At 44.1% G+C, this 16,539-nt stretch carries 9 protein-coding genes; 6 read left to right on the top strand and 3 right to left on the bottom strand.

The genetic code is table 11. The features are described 5' to 3' along the window. Positions 1-72 precede the first annotated feature (72 nt). The 4 genes from QT998_RS24775 (at position 73) to QT998_RS24760 (ending at position 8,731) form a co-directional block, all read left to right on the top strand. Positions 73-2,229, top strand: a complete 2,157-nt coding sequence (locus QT998_RS24775; protein ID WP_333118588.1) for an FAD-dependent oxidoreductase — start codon at positions 73-75, stop codon at positions 2,227-2,229. Positions 2,230-2,614: 385 nt separating this feature from the next. After that, complete coding sequence (locus QT998_RS24770; protein ID WP_333118569.1) at positions 2,615-6,004, top strand: GAF domain-containing sensor histidine kinase; 3,390 nt, start codon at positions 2,615-2,617, stop codon at positions 6,002-6,004. 562 nt (positions 6,005-6,566) lie between these two features. Next, positions 6,567-6,962, top strand: coding sequence for a response regulator (locus QT998_RS24765; RefSeq protein ID WP_333118567.1), 396 nt, complete (start codon positions 6,567-6,569; stop codon positions 6,960-6,962). After that, a complete protein-coding gene (locus QT998_RS24760; protein ID WP_333118565.1) occupies positions 6,959-8,731 on the top strand; it encodes an adenylate/guanylate cyclase domain-containing protein in 1,773 nt (590 codons plus the stop codon). The genes QT998_RS24765 and QT998_RS24760 overlap by 4 nt, the downstream gene beginning before the upstream one ends. A 202-nt stretch (positions 8,732-8,933) precedes the next feature. On the opposite strand, the gene QT998_RS24755 is transcribed toward QT998_RS24760, so the two are convergent. Together QT998_RS24755 and QT998_RS24750 are read right to left on the bottom strand one after the other, a co-directional pair. Then, complete coding sequence (locus tag QT998_RS24755; RefSeq protein ID WP_333092941.1) at positions 8,934-11,918, bottom strand: PAS domain-containing sensor histidine kinase; 2,985 nt, start codon at positions 11,916-11,918, stop codon at positions 8,934-8,936. 873 nt (positions 11,919-12,791) lie between these two features. Continuing rightward, on the bottom strand, positions 12,792-12,938 hold the full coding sequence (locus QT998_RS24750) for a hypothetical protein (RefSeq protein ID WP_333092940.1): 147 nt from the start codon (positions 12,936-12,938) through the stop codon (positions 12,792-12,794). Between the two features lie 5 nt (positions 12,939-12,943). On the opposite strand from QT998_RS24750, the gene trpD reads away from it, so the two are divergent. After that, positions 12,944-14,059 carry an anthranilate phosphoribosyltransferase gene (gene trpD / locus QT998_RS24745; protein ID WP_333092939.1) on the top strand — a complete coding sequence of 372 codons (1,116 nt, stop codon included), beginning with the start codon at positions 12,944-12,946 and terminating at the stop codon, positions 14,057-14,059. A gap of 269 nt (positions 14,060-14,328) precedes the next feature. On the opposite strand, the gene QT998_RS24740 is transcribed toward trpD, so the two are convergent. Then, positions 14,329-14,805 (bottom strand): retropepsin-like aspartic protease family protein, encoded by a 477-nt coding sequence (locus QT998_RS24740; RefSeq protein ID WP_333092938.1) that lies wholly within the window; start codon positions 14,803-14,805, stop codon positions 14,329-14,331. A 493-nt stretch (positions 14,806-15,298) separates the two neighbouring features. Here QT998_RS24740 and carA point away from each other — a divergent pair, with 493 nt between their 5' ends. Continuing rightward, positions 15,299-16,450, top strand: a complete 1,152-nt coding sequence (gene carA / locus QT998_RS24735; RefSeq protein ID WP_333092937.1) for a glutamine-hydrolyzing carbamoyl-phosphate synthase small subunit — start codon at positions 15,299-15,301, stop codon at positions 16,448-16,450. Positions 16,451-16,539 lie beyond the last annotated feature (89 nt).

Raw genomic sequence — 16,539 nt, 5'->3', positions numbered from 1 at the left:
TATCATTAGCCTAACGATCCAGATCGCCTATTCAACTATAACCATCTATTATCTTTATCTTCGGACTCTGGAATAGCATATAACACCGACCCAAACAAAACTATCGCAATTGTTGGTGCAGGAATAACAGGTTTAACAGTAGCAAGAGAGCTGTTTCGCTGCGGATTTAAAAATATCGACATTTATGAAGCAAGTGGACGTATAGGTGGTCGTTTATGGTCGATTCCAGCAGACGGACAACATACAACTTTTGAGATGGGGGCAATGAGAATGCCATTTTTTCCATCACCAGGCTCTGGCAATAGCTTGTTAGACTATTATTGTAGCCTATACTCACTACGAACTCAGCATTTTCCTAACCCTGGTTCGCCTCACGCCAATACTGGAATTTATGTCAATGAAGGGTATAGACCTATCCCAGATATGACACTTCAACCAAGAATGGATATTTGGGAAAAGGAGCGACAAAAACCTCCTCACGAAGCATTGCAGAGAGTGTATGATAAGTGGAGTCATTTTGCTGAACTCGTTCAGTCCAATACCAAACACGCATACAGTCAAGGTGGTCATATATGGCAATCTCTATGGAGAGCAATTGTCAAGCGTTATTGGGATTTGAGTTTTGTAGATATAGTGTTTACCCCAGCTTATGAAACATACAATCCAAATGTCCCTGGAGACTTTGGTGGTTTAGGAATGACAAGAGAAGAATCTGAAATCTTTTATGTCATTGGTGCTGGAGACGGAGGTTGGGGTGCATTTTTCCATATCTCTGCACTTTATCCCATTAGAACTTTACTGTTTGGATCTGGAACTAATCATCAACTAATACAAGGTCGTTTCCATCCAGAAAATGGAACTTTTCGTGGAGGTCCTCACCAAGGAGAAAAAATATTTGATAGCAATGGATTAGAATTAGATTCACCAAACTGGCTGGGCGTTCAGTCTATGGCTGAGGGTATGTTATATCACCCCTTAGAAGGGAAATTTGGCGAACTTTCTCTCTATGATGCAATCAAAGAGAATAGGTGGAATATCAATCTATATTGCAAAACACCTGTACAACTTTTGACAAAAACTGCATCGGGTATCGACCTTGGCTGTGCATTAAGGAAAAAGCACTATCATGCAGTTGTATTAACTTGCCCTACCTGGGCACTTCAACTCAATGTCGATCTCCAAAAATTCACACCCGAAATGATTCCGTTGTATGTGCGAGGTAGCATTGCACAGTCTCATTGGATCTCAAGCTGCAAAGTGTTTTACCCTCTTAAAGAGCGTTATTGGGAAAAAAGTAACATCCCACAACTTATTATGACAGATAGTTTTATTCAAGGAGTTTATGGCTATGCCCTGGAAACAGAGAGTATCCAGGATGAACCAGGTGTCTTACTTGTCTCTTACACATGGGAAGACGATGCAAGTAAGCTACTGGCGTTTTCCGACGATGAGGACTTAGCCAAGCGCTGTCTGCAAGAACTAGATAACATATGCTTAAGAGCGGAAAATATTGCGACAAAAATCTCTCCCTTTGTAGATCGCTCGAAGCCTGTTGTGGTTCACTGGTCTAAACAGCCAACTTATGCAGGTTGTGCCAAGCTTTATCGTTCCCGAACCTGGATGGCAAATCTAGCGTTATCGACTTATAACCAAGACTACTCTCACCAATCAGCTATTTATTTTGCAGGAGATGCTTATTCGGTAACCAGTGGATGGGTGGAAGCAGCATTAAGAACAGCCATTGATACAACCATTCATGTAGCCAAGAATTTGGGAGCAAAATTTCACCCGAGTTTTAGCCATTTTGACAATGCATTTAAAATCGATTCTAGCTGGACTCCTGAAGAATATGTAGGAAATATTTCCGATGTACTGAGCATTCCCCCAGGAAAGTATCTTTGTCGAGAGGGTGAGCGTTCAGAAGATATGTTTGTGCTCTTAAGTGGAACAGTTTCCATAATTCAACAGGGAGAAAAAATTGCACAAATTGACGAAGAGTATGTATTCCTGGGGTATCTATCATTTTTTACTGAAGGAATAAGAACATCTTCTATGTATACAGAGACAGAGTGTCGGGTTATTAGAATCACAACTGAAAGGCTAGAAGAATTCTTAAAATTATCGCCTAACCTGGCTATCAAACTGATGAAGGAAGTTGGAGATTTAGCTGTAAAATCTATTACAGAGACGATAGAGCTTCGGAGGAAGTCGAAAACACTTAATGACTAAAAAACATAAATGTGAAACTCTCGCTCTACTCCTTCAAAATACACTTCCTTGCCAAACTCTACGCAAAAGTCAAGCAAAGTCGCAGTCAACTGACTCAATTTTTAAACACGATGCCTGTGGATGTATCGGTTCACGAACCAAATAGATAAATCTACTAGGCCAACCAGGCAGCAGAAGAGTTGATGAGCATAAACGCTTTACCAGAAGCGAAAACTCAGCAATTATCACAAGCGTATCAAGTTTATCGTGCAGGCACCAAAAAGTTATACTCCACTGACCAACTGCCAATCTTGCGATCGCGCCAGCCTACAACTTTTAGCAGAATTAATAGTACATAAAACTCAGGATAATGCTTTGCTTGTCAATAAATTATTGAAAACATTGTATGCAAATAGACATGGTAAAAACTTACGAGTTAAAAGTCCAAATTTATACAGCTCAAAATCTACCTGTAAAAGCTATAGAAACTGGTTTAGAAGCATTGAATTTACTGGGAATTTCTTTATCAACAGGCGAAGATAGCATTGTAGAGTTGCCAGCACTGACAGACTTAGAAAAATTCCCGGAAATGACGGAAGCTGCTCAACTAGCAGCCATGCGGATTTTGATGTCTATTTGTCCGTCAGCTTATTTTGCCAAACCGGAAGTTTTACTGTCAATTATTTTGACAATGGTTAACCTGACAATTCAAAAAGGTTATTCAGCTTTGGCTGCTTATGCCTATGTTTGGTATGCTGCTATTTGTTCGGCAAAAGGTAAGATAGAAACGGGATATCATGCGGGACAATTGGCTATTAAATTAGTAGATAAATATCATGCTAAAGAACTTAAAGCCAAAGTTTATAACTTATTTTGCGCCTTAGTAAAACACTGGAAAGATCCAGCAAAAAACAGCCTTTTTTTGCTGCAAGAAGGAATTCAAAGTGGACTGGATACAGGAGATAATGAGTACGCCTGTTATTGTATTAAGGATTATTGTGTCACCCTATTTTTGACGGGAGAACAACTCGAAGCTGTAGAGTTAAAAATGCAGCTATCTTGCGAACAGCTAGTGAAGCTTAAACAGGAATACTCTATCTATCAAACTAATATATGGCGGCAAGTTAGCTTGAATCTTTTGGGGAAAGCTGCGAAGCCATCTTGCTTGCAGGGGGAAAGTTTTAATGAAGGCGAAATCCTTCCCCGTTTATTAGCAGCGAATAACCGCACGCTGCTTTTTATTGTTTACCTTGCTAAACTAAATCTTTCTTATTTGTTCAAAGACTATGCTGAGGCCGTGAAGAATGCGATCGCCGCCGCAGAGTACATAGATTCTGTCATGGGATTTATGTATGTCGCTATTCACAACTTCTACTCTTCTCTTGCTATTCTCGCTCAGTATTCTACCGAATACTCAGACAGTTTGTACCAAGTGGAATCAAATCAAGAGCAAATGAAGCAATGGGCAGAACTTGCCCCAGCCAATTTTCAACATAAATACGATTTAATAAAAGCTGAAAAAGCAAGAGTCTTGGGAGATAATTGGCAAGCCGCTAAACTTTACGAGCGATCGATTAAAGGAGCAAGAGACACCGGATATATTCAAGATGAAGCTTTAGCCTGTGAGTTAGCGGCAGAATTTTATCTGGCAAGCGGTATCGAGGAGATTGCCCAAACTTATCTCAAAGGAGCACACTACGGCTATACTCGCTGGCAAGCTAGGGCAAAAGTTGAGAATTTAGAAGCAAGATATCCACAATTACGGGTTCAATCTTCGGCGAGTCTCATTAAGAACACAGGCAAGATCGCGATCGATACACACACTACCACAGGTTCAGGTACAGCTTTAGATTTAGCTACAGTTATCAAAGCTTCCCAAGCCATTGCTGGTGAAATAGCGATCGAGCAATTACTCCGAAAATTGATGAAAATTCTGATTGAAAATGCTGGCGCAGAGGTAGGCTACTTGTTGTTAAAATCTCAGGAAAAACTGCTAATTGAAGCATCCGCTGCTATTGATTGCGACAGCATCAATTTATTACAGTCAATCCCACTTGAAAGCAGTGATTTAGTCTCAAGAGCCGTTATTAATTATGTCGATCGCACTCACAAATATGTTGTTCTCCATGATGCTGCTCGTGAAGGTAACTTTACTAACGACACTTATATCAAGGCACATCAAACTAAATCTATTCTTTGCGTTCCTATGATAGAGAAAAACAAGCTTGTTTCAATTCTGTACCTAGAAAACAACCTGACAACGGGTGCCTTTACTCCCGACAGATTAGCCCTCTTAAAAATCTTGTCCTCGCAGGCGGCAATTTCCATAGAAAATGCCCAACTCTATGCCAACTTAGAAGCAAAAGTAGCAGAACGCACCCAAGAACTCCAGCAGTCAGAAGCTCGCTTTCGACAACTTTACGAGCAATCTGCCGATGCTATTCTGCTGTTAGATGAAGGCATATTTACCGACTGCAACCCCGCCACAGTCAAAATGATGCGCTGCACTGATAAAAAACAGTTTCTTTCTCTACATCCCTCCCTGCTTTCTCCCGAAATGCAGCCAGATGGATGTTTGTCATTTGAGAAAGCTAACAACATGATTGCCATAGCATTTGAGCGAGGTAGCTATCGGTTTGAATGGATGCACAGGCGTGCAGATGGGGAGGATTTTTGGGTAGAAGTATTGCTGACTGTAATTCCTGTAGATGGTAAAGAAATTCTGCATACAGTGTGGCGAGAAATTGGCGATCGCAAACAGGCAGAATTAGCTCTGCACCAAAAAAATCAGGAACTCAGCGATACTCTCCAGCAACTCAAAGCCACCCAAGAAGGATTGATTCAATCAGAAAAAATGGCAGCTTTAGGACAACTTGTAGCCGGAGTTGCCCACGAAGTTAATACGCCCCTAGGTGCAATTCGCTCCAGTTCGGGCAATGTTTCTAAGTTCTTGGATCGAACTCTCGAACAATTGCCCGCACTTTTTCAATCTCTCTCCCCAGAAGCCGGACAGAAATTCTTAGAATTACTTCAGTATTCTCTCCAACAATCTACAAACTTATCAACCAAAGAAGAACGCAAATTAAAAAAAGCTTTAAGAAGCAAACTCGAAACATTAGAGATTGAGAGTGCCGATACTGTGGCTGATAGATTAGTCATGATGGGGGTCTACGAGCGAATCGAAACTTTTATACCACTGCTGCAAAGACCTGACAGCTTGCATCTTGTAGAATCTGCATACAAACTGTCAGAATTAAAAAAAGGTATTGCCATTATCAACACAGCCACAGATAGAGCATCAAAAGTTGTTTTTGCTTTGAAAACCTATGCCCGCTACGAACAGTCTGGCACCAAGACAAGCGCCAGCATTGCAGAAGGGATAGAAACTATCTTAACTCTCTATCAAAATCAATTAAAACAAGGCATTGAGGTGGTTAAAAACTATGCCGAAATTCCGCCGATACTTTGCTATCCCGACGAACTGAATCAAGTGTGGACAAATCTGGTGCACAATGCTTTGCAAGCAATGGATTATCGGGGGACGCTAACTATTGATGTGACAAAACAAGACCAGCAGGTTAAGATTAGTGTTAGCGACAGCGGTAAGGGCATACCAGAGGAGATAAAAGGGAAAATATTTGACCCATTTTTTACTACTAAGCCTCCGGGAGAAGGCAGCGGTTTGGGACTGGATATTGTCAAGAAGATTGTTGAAAAACATCAGGGAAAGATTGAAGTGGAATCGATTCCCGGTCAAACTACATTTAATGTTTTTCTGCCAATCAGTGGTGTATAGCCTTTCGAGCGAAAGATGAGGTGCCGCTGGGCATAGGGCATAGGCCTCCGTGGGCATAGGGCATAGGCCTCCGTGGGCATAGGGCATACCTCACAACGCGATCGAACCGCTATATAAGGAGGTGAAGTATCTGGCAAACGATATAACGCAGTAAGTAGGTGGGGTTTTATTTAGTTCCATCCCATCTGCAATCTATCCCATTGGGAGGATGGCAAAAGTTAAAGCGTTTTGAGAACAATAACTCGAATTCTACCGGAAATGGATGTAAAATCGCTGTACGGTGCGTTATGCTCGGCTAAGCTGCTACGCATTTAGATTTCTTGGTTTCGGTGACTGGGGAGGGGAGAGGACTTGGAGATCGGTTGTTTCGCGGCATTTAATTGGCGATCGCACTTAAACCAAGAAACGGGGTTTTTGAACTTTGCCAAGAGGATTGTCAGCAAGTATTTTGGTAAAAAACCAAGGTAACGGTCGCCAGCTAGCATCTTAAAATGCGATCGGGCATACTAATACACTTTACTACTTTTCCTACTAATAAAAACTCACGAAGGAGAAAAAATAAATGTCTAAACCAGTTATTTTATGCGTTGACGATGAGAGAATAGTGTTAGATAGTCTCAGGACGCAGCTAGCAGCAGAATTTGGGGATACCTACACCTATGAAGGAGCCGAAGATGCTGAAGAGGCGTTAGAGGTAATCGGCGAACTATATGGCGAAGAAACTAGCGTTATTGTGATTATTTCTGATTGGTTGATGCCTGGTATGAAGGGAGATGAGTTACTGATACGCATTCACAAACAATACCCCCATATTATTACAATTATGCTGACCGGTCAAGCTGACGAAGTAGCAGTTGACAGAGCAAAAAAGCAGGCTAATCTCCATCGCTGCTTATCTAAACCTTGGTCGGAAGCCGATTTACTGGAAACTATAAAATCTGGTTTGTTGAAGTTATGAAACAACAGGTAATAATCTGTGTAGATGATGACAACACTGTACTCAAGAGCCTCAAAGTAGAACTCCAAGAAGCTGTAGGCAATGCTTATCTGGTCGAAATTGCCGAGGGTGGGGAGGAAGCATTAGAGTTGCTTGAAGAATTATTGTTAGATGGGTATGAAGTACCGTTAATTATTTCCGATCACATCATGCCTGAGATGAAGGGAGATGAACTATTAAGACAAGTCCACCTACTTTCGCCCCAAACTATCAAAATTATGCTGACAGGGCAAGCAGATATTGAGGCGGTGGGCAATGCCATCAAAAATGCAAATTTATATCGTTATCTAGCCAAACCCTGGCAACAAGAAGACTTGAGTTTGACGGTAAAAGAAGCAGTAAATAGTTATCGGCAAAATCAACTTCTGGCATCACAAAACGCGCAGCTTCAGCAAATGAATCAGGAATTGGCTGATTTAAACCGCGAGCAATCGCTACTGATTGCGACACTCCACGAGAACGAAAATCGTTTGATGCAGTTTTTGGAAGCAATACCTATCGGCGTGGGAGTGCTGAATGCTGATGGCCAAGTTTACTATATCAATAAAAAAGCAAAAGAGATATTTAACAAAGGAGTCGTGTCTGAACTCCCAGCCGAAAAACTGTCAGAGGTTTATCAAGTTTATCCAGCAGGAAGTCTTGAACCTTGCCCTGTGGAAAACTTGCCCGTCATTCGGGCATTGAGGGGCGAAACTTCGGTGGCTGACGATTTAGAAGTCCGGCACGGAAATAAGATTATTCCCCTAGAAATTCATGCTTCCCCGATTTACGATAAGCAGAACAAAATTGTATATGCTATCAACACTCTTCTAGATATCACAGAACGCAAAGAAGCTGAGGCTGAGCGCAAAAAGTTCATGGAGGAGCTTTTTGAGGTCAATCGCAGTTTGCAACTTTCACTGGAGGCAGAATTAGATATCGTTGAGGCGACAAGTCGTTTTGTACCCAATCAGTTGTTATCTTTTTTGGGATGTGACAGTATTGTTGATGTTAAATTGGGAGATGCGGTGGAGTTGGAAATGTCGGTGCTATTTTCTGACATTCGCGATTTCACGACTCTTTCGGAACAGATGACACCAGAAGAAAATTTCAAATTTATAAATTCATATTTGAGTTATATGGAACCGCTGATTCTAGAAAATCAGGGGTTTATTGATAAATATATTGGCGATGCAATTATGGCTTTGTTTAGCGAGGGTGCGGATGATGCTGTGAAAGCGGGAATTGCGATGCTGCACAGTCTTGCTGAATACAATCGACAGCGCGTTGCTGCGGACGATGTGGCGATTAAGATTGGGGTGGGAATTAATACTGGTTCTTTGATGTTGGGTACTGTTGGCGGAAACAGCCGGATGGACGGTACTGTTATTGGTGATACGGTTAATTTGGCTTCTAGAATTGAAAGCTTGACGAAGAATTATGGGGTCTCGCTGTTAATTACTCAACAGACTTTCGATCGCTTGACAAATCCTGCTGATTATGCGATTCGGGTAATTGATAAGGTTCAGGTTAAGGGGAAGTCTGAATGGGTGACTGTTTATGAAGTTTTTGAGGCGGATTTGCCGGAAGTTAAGGCGGGAAAGTTGGCTAATTTGCGGTTGTTTGCTGAGGCTTTGTTTTTATACAATATGAATAATTTTAGGGAAGCTGGGGAACTTTTTGCGGATTGTTGGCGACAAAATCCGGAAGATAAGGTGGCTCAAATTTATTGGGATAGGTGTCTTAGTTAGTTGTTAGTTGTTAGTTGTTAGTAACATACCCCGTTTATGATTCGGCGGTTGAAACCGCGCCTTGTCAAACAAAGTCGGCCTGCGCCGACTGGTTCATAAAGGATATCCAAAACCCGGATTTGGTATCAATAACCAATAACCAATAACCAATAACCAATAACCAATAACCAATAACCAATAACCAATAACCAATAACCAATAACTAATAACTAATTTGTTCCATCGGCATTTCTATGATAAATTCGGCTCCTTGACCGAGTGCAGACACGCAACTCAGCGTGCCTCCGTGTTCTCGGACAACTTTATAGGAAATTGACAGGCCCAAACCAGTGCCTTTATCGGCGGGTTTGGTGGTAAAAAAGGCGTCGAATAACTGCTGGCAAACTTCTTCCGGCATCCCTGGGCCGTTGTCAGAAATCCGAATTACAGCGTTGGAGTTTTGGACTTCTGTCCTAATTTTAATTTTGCTGCGGGTAGCTTGGGCTTCCTCTACTGAACGCCCTGCGTTGTATTCCTCGATCGCGTCGATCGCATTTCCGATCAAATTCATAAATACCTGATTTATTTTACCCGAATAGCACTCAACCAAAGGCAAATTTCCATAGTCCTTAATTACCGCAATTTCGGGATAGTTGCCGCGCGCCCTCAACCGGCTTTGTAGGATTAGCAGCGTTCCTTCAATGCCTTCGTGCAGGTTGACTTTGCTCATTTGAGAATCGTCTTTGCGAGAGAAATTTCTGAGAGAGCGCACGATTTCCCGAATGCGATCGGCCCCAATCTGCATCGAGGACATTGCTTTTGGCAAATCTTCTAACAGAAACTCTAGCTCGATTTCCTCAATTTTATTTTGAATTGGTGCGGGCGGCTGCGGGCAGTGCTGCTGATACATATCGATCAAATTTAGCAAATCTTCGGTGTAGTGGCCGACGTGGACGAGATTGCCGCAGACGCTGCTAACGGGATTGTTAATTTCGTGAGCCACACCAGCGATCATTTGACCGAGTGTAGACATTTTCTCAGTGTGAATCAATACCGCTTGAGTTTGCTGCAATTCGTGCAAAGTATGTTCTAGCTGAAGTTTTTGTTGAGTTAACTCTGTTTGCGACTGCAGCAAAGCTTCTTCACTGCGTTTCTGCTCGGAAACATCAGTAATTAACCCTTCTAAAGCTATCAATTCTCCAGAGTCGGAATACACTCCCAAACCTTGCTCCCAAACCCATTTTAATTCGCCATTTTTACAAGTTATTCGATAATTTAGCTGATAGGGGCGATTTTCTGCCAAGGCTATTTGAATGGCATTCCACAAAATATCGCGATCGTCCGGGTGTGTTAATTCCGATACAGAAATTTGCCTGGTGCCGATAAATTCTTCAGGAGAATAGCCGGATAATTGATAGCAACCTTCGCTGACAAACTCCATACTGCGATCGGCATCATTGCGAAAACGATAGGCCATCCCCGGCAAATTGCTCATCAGCGTCGCCAGTGCCCGCTGGCTTTCCCGCAGGGCTTCTTCTGCACGTTTGCGATCGGTAATATCCGTCATCACCCCCAGCATACAAAGTTCGCCCTCCAAATCAATCAACTCTGCTGAAAGCAAACACACCACCAGCGATCCCGACTTCACCCGAAATTCGCATTCCTGGTTACGAACAATATATTTTTCTTGCAATATTTTCCTAAAATTAACTCGTTCTTCTGGCTTCACCCAAATATTTAAATCATCTACTGTATGATAAATAGTTTCTGCCAAACTGTAGCCAGTCATCGCTAAAAAACTATCATTAACTTCAATAAAATTGCCTGCAAAAGTAGTAATAGTCATCGGATCTGGACTCGATCGAAAAGCTTTAGAAAATTTTTCCTCCGACAAACGCAACTGTTTAATAGCTGCTTCCAACTGACTTGTCCGCTCTTTAACCCGGCATTCCAAAACCTCGTTAGCCTGCTTTAAATTTTCCTGGGCTTGCACCCGATAAGTGATATCGCGCACCACAGCTTGCAGCCCAATTTTGCCGCCGATATCCATAGAAGTTAGCAGCACTTCCGCCGGAAACTCGGAACCGTCCAAACGTCGGTGCAGCCAGTCAAAACGGCAACTTCCCGTTTGCACCGCCGTATTAATTCGCTCTTGAGACAGACTCATAGAATCTTCCGATCCCGGTTGTAACGGCGGGCTAAATGCCGAAGGATGTTTGCCGCAGAATTCCAATTCTGTGCTGCAGCCAAATAACTTTAAAGTTGCTGGATTGCAATCCAAAAATCCCTGTTCGTCTAACAGCATTACCGCATCAGTTGTCGATTCATAGAGAGTGCGAAACTTCCTTTCCGATTCTTGTAAAGAAGCAATCAACTGCATTTTTTCTTCTGCAGCCCGCTTTTGCTCGGTAATGTCCTGCATGATTTGAGAAAAGCCTTGCAACTCTCCGCTTTCATCCCGCAAAGGAGTCACAATAATCTTCGCCCAAAATCGAGAGCCATCTTTGCGGAACCGCCAGCTTTCACTTTCATATCTACCTGCTGCGGTAGCTGTGGCTAATTTTTCTTGCTGTTTGCCAATTTTAATATCTTCAGGCGTATAAAAGCACTCCGAGTTTTTGCCTACTATTTCGCTGGCTTCATACCCAAAAATTCTTTTAGCGCCGGAATTCCAGCTAGCTACATATCCCTTAGTATCTAACATGAATATAGCATAATCTTTAACGCCTTCTATTACCATTCGCAGGCGTTCTTCACTCTCTCGCAGTGCAGTTTCTGCATTTTTGCGCTGAGTAACATCTTCGACAAACCCTTCGTAATAAAGCAATTTGCCGTCGGAATCGCGGACTGCTCGCGCATTTTCCGAAATCCAAATTACTGCGCCATCTCGGCGATAAATCTGCGATTCAAAATCCGATACGATGCCGCGCGCTTGTAAAGCCGAAACAAACTCGCTGCGGCGATCGGGATTGACGTAAAGCTGATCGCTGATATCGGTCAGGTTCCCCATCAATTCTGCTGGGGAATTGTACCCGTAAATCCGAGCCAAAGCGGGATTAGCGCTGAGGTAACGCCCTTCGGGTGTGGTCTGGAAAATGCCGGAAACAGCATTTTCAAACATACTGTAATATTTTGCTTCCATTTGCTGCAGCGCCTCCTGGACATTCAGGCATTCTATTGCTTTATTTTGTAATTGTTGATTTGCCACTTTTGAATACCCTGCTCTTGTATTGGAGTTGAATATTTTTAGTATGTTCCTGTTAAGTATGAACTGTTAACTAGGCAGGAAAATACTGTGCCGCCCGATCGCGAAAAACAAGCGATCGCCCACAAATCTTGGCGATTGGTTTGTGTCCGGGGCGGCAATTATACAAGTATGTTGATTCATTTTTCCTGCTGGGCTGTTAGATGTTAGATGTTAGATGTTATTGAGGCAAGTTTAGTTGATTGGGTTTGTCTTTTTTTAAGATTTGGCTGGTCTTCAGACGGCCGAGTTGCTCGATTCCCAACCTGCTCCTTAAAATCTGTGTGAATATATTAGCAGTTAAGTACCCTGAAATAAGTTAGTGGCGATGCTGTTTTACTATAATCAGAGGCAGCTACTTCTACAACCGCAAGAGTTTATTTTTAAGGTTTGGGTCAAAGTTCGATCGACTCTCTGTCTCCTGTGACTAACCTGCGGATATCAACTGAACGGCTGTGGGTGCTGTGCTGTCGATTGGGAGATTGAAGATTTTGGATCGAATCATGGACTTGCGGCGCAGTGAATCTGTGACTGTCGCTCTGGCCTAAAATTTTGGGGTATCCACAACTTTTGTCGGAAACTTGTATCCGTTGGTGCTCTCGGTTACTGTTAATTATTTTTAGTCAAATATAATACAGCGGACTGCTGGTAGTTGCACGATCGCGCGTTTCCCTTTAAAGTTGCCATAACAAGAGGGCAATTGTTGTATCAAAAACTTCATATTCGGCTGCTGCGGGCGGACAAATGATGTAACGCTGCTAATATCAGGGGTCAAAATCTGATCCCTGGGCTCAAAATAGGGTGAGATTTGGGCAGTTTCCCAAACAAGATGCAATTTTAAGGACGCTCTAAACCATTGTGCAGTAAGTCATTGCCAATTCTAAAATCTCCCACGCAAAAATTGAACATGGTGTAAGTCTGGTAAAATGCCGATCGATTCTCGGTTTGGCCGCTAAGCTCGATCGGGCTAAATTTGACTAACACTATAAATGACAGATTCTCCCGTACTCGCAACACCAGATATATCCGCAGCTTCAACTTTGACAGCGGATTCTCCTCTGTGGCCAGCCCTGCTACAACAACTGTTAGACAGACAATCTCTCTCGCGCGCCCAAGCCACCGACTTAATGCAGGGATGGCTAGCAGAAGCTATACCCCCGGCACTTTCTGGCGCAATTTTAGCTGCTCTCCAAGCTAAAGGCATTTCTGCTCAAGAATTGGCGGGAATGGCTCAGGTATTGCAGTTTGAGTCCCTCGCAGGCGAGTCAGAAAGTGTTTTGGATCGCCAATCTCGAAGTTCAAATCTTAAATTAATTGATACTTGCGGCACCGGCGGTGATGGCGCTTCCACATTTAACATTTCCACGGCTGTAGCTTTTGTTGCCGCCGCAGGCCTAGTGCGAGTCGCCAAACACGGAAATCGATCGGCATCGAGCAAAGTCGGTTCTGCTGACGTGCTAGAAGCACTCGGAGTCAACCTCAACGCCGATATGGAGAAGGTAAAAGCTGCTTTAGACTCGGTAGGGATCACTTTTTTATTTGCGCCAGGGTGGCATCCAGCACTCAAGGCTGTAGCATCGCTCCGGCGCACTTTGAAGGTGCGGACTGTTTTTAACCTTTTAGGGCCTCTCGTCAATCCTCTGCGCCCGGATGGGCAGGTAATCGGGGTGTTCGATCCCAGGATGGTATCAACTGTGGCGCAAGCTTTGGGCGAGTTGGGGACTGAGTTGGCGATAGTGGTGCACGGCCGAGAAAAGTTGGATGAGGCGGGTTTGGGTGATGTGACTGATTTGGCGATTTTGTCGGGCGGCAAGGTGGAACTTACTACTTTAAACCCGGAACAGGTAGGATTGACACCAAGTGCGATCGGCTCCTTGAAAGGTGGAAATGTTGAGGAAAACGCCGAGATTTTGCGGAATGTTTTGCAAGGCAAAGGTACAGCAGCGCAAATGGATGTTGTAGCTTTGAATGCGTCTTTAGCTTTTCAAGTGGGGGGTGCAATTCCTATGGGTTCCCACGCTGCAGGAGTTGATTTGGCTAAGGAGATTTTATCGAGCGGGGAATCTTGGTTGAAATTGCAGCAGTTAATTGAGTTTTTGCGGTGAAGGAAGAAGTTCGGCATCTGATGCAATTGGCTGATTTAACAGATGTTGAAAAAAGAGGTTAGAGGCCAGAGGAGGGAAGAATGAGATGCACAATTTGCGATCGTCTCTCGCTTCTGGCGATCGAGCAAACTCGAACCATTACGCAGGGATCAACTGTTTGCAAAACCCAGCGAACTCTTAAGGTATTCGCACGCTCGGACTAATGACCAATGACTAATGACCAATGACCAATGACCAATGACTAATGACTAATGACTAATGACTCCACTTTAAGAGCGCGATCGAAATTCAATCACATCTTGCTTAATAGTCACATCTTTATTACCAAAAAAATCGTGACCCAGCAGCCCGATGTCTAGTGCGGGCGATATCGGTACAACTACATTTGTAATCGCCAAACCGCCAGCTTCGATCGAAGTAAGATTGCCCAGAGGAAAAGTAGCCACTCCGTTGGGAGTTTTGGCTTGCACGCTTCCTTGAGGAACTATCTTCAAAGCAGTAGCCATTGCTGGCGTAATTACTGTGCGGCTTGCTCCAGAATCCACCATCATTTCAAACTTTTGCGTGCCGTTAAACGTGACTTCTATCACTGGGATATTAGCTTCTCGGCGTTTAATTTTGACCAGAAATACTCCCGATTTAGTATTAGCCTTAGTATCAGACGAACCTGCAGGAGCCAATTCTTGGGGCATAAAACCGCAGACAGAGCGGCTCAAGCTAATTGTTTGGCCGCGGTCGTTACGCATGAAGCATCCCTCGCTCTCTTGAGCAGTCGCTGGCGACGAGTTGACTGCAGTGTCAAGTAAAATTGAACTGCTCAGAGAAATAACTGCTGTTAAAAGCAGTAAAGGTTTGCGGAGGTTTTTAGCGTTCGGTTGAGGCTTTTTTGAGTTGGAAAGTAAAGGCAAGGGAGATTTGCTGACCATAGTTTGTTTAAACGCTTGTTTGTCGATCGTAACAGTGAAAATTGCCTTTTAGTATAGATTTAGACTGTTTTCCAGACTCATAAGCTGCTGGCGGTTCAATTGTTCGTGCAGGCGTCAGATGCCAATAATTTGCACTGGTTGCTTCTGCTCGATCGCGCGTGGCTTCTTCCTCAAACCTCGGCTATGGCAGTGCACAGGCGCCTTCGTTTCCCGAACAGTTGCAAAAATTAAAATAATATCTGTATATTGCCGGCTAGCATCAAATCGCAGGCAGTGGTAAGAATGAAACCAAAGTCCAGTAATTAAGGATGCCATGTCACTTTCAACAGCAAAACCCGCTCTCCTAGTCCTGGCTGACGGTACTGCTTACCGCGGCTGGTCGTTTGGCGCTGACGCCACCGTCGTCGGCGAGGTAGTTTTCAATACGGGAATGACAGGCTACCAAGAAGTCTTGACCGATCCTAGCTATTGCGGCCAAATTGTCACTTTTACTTATCCAGAATTGGGCAATACCGGGGTAAATCTCGAAGACGAAGAATCCTCGCGGCCGCAAATTCGAGGTGCGATCGCCCGTAACGTATGCAGCCGCCCCAGCAACTGGCGCTGCTCGCAATCCCTGCAAGACTACCTAAAACAGCACAATATCCCCGGCCTTTACGGCATCGACACCCGCGCCCTCACCCGCAAAATTCGCACTGTGGGAGCGATTAACGGCGGCATCTCGACAGTGATTCTCGACCAGGCAGAGCTGTTGGAGCAAGTCCAAAACGCTCCCAGTATGGCCGGGCTGAATCTGGTACGCGAAGTGACCACCCGCAAGGTTTACGAGTGGTCGGAAGCCACGGACTCAGTGTGGGAGTTCAGTCCGACAGTCCAACCGGCCAGCGGCGAAATGTGGACGGTGGTGGCGATCGACTTTGGGATCAAGCGCAATATTCTGCGGCGTTTGGCGAGTTACGGCTGTCGGGTAATTGTTGTACCCGCTGACACGTCGGCGGAGGAAATTCTCAAATACAACCCGGACGGCATTTTTCTGTCCAACGGCCCGGGAGATCCCTCGGCGGTAACTGAAGGAATCGCGACGGCTAGAGCTTTGTTGAAGTCAGACAAACCCGTGTTCGGCATTTGCATGGGACACCAAGTGCTGGGACTTTCCTTGGGTGCGGAAACTTTTAAACTCAAGTTCGGCCACCGGGGCTTGAATCATCCTGCGGGTTTAACGGAGCAAGTAGAAATTACTAGCCAAAATCACGGTTTTGCGATCAACCCGGATTCCCTAGTCCCCGAAGTAGAAATTACTCACCTCAACTTGAACGATCGCACCGTAGCCGGATTGAAGCACAAAACCTTGCCGATGTTCTCAGTCCAGTACCACCCGGAAGCCAGTCCGGGCCCGCACGACGCTGACTATTTGTTCGATCGATTCGTGCAGTCCATGCGAGACCATCAGAAAATCACAGCTTAGCCATCTTTGGGGAGTCATTAGTCATTAGTCATTAGTCATTAGTCATTAGTCATTAGTCATTAGTCATTAGTCATTAGTCATTAGTCATT

The sequence above is a fragment of the Microcoleus sp. S1D4 genome (assembly GCF_036700765.1).
Taxonomy (GTDB): Bacteria; Cyanobacteriota; Cyanobacteriia; order Cyanobacteriales; family Microcoleaceae; genus Microcoleus.
Note: the sequence above shows the minus strand (reverse complement) of the source record. Positions and strands in the feature narration are given on the sequence as shown.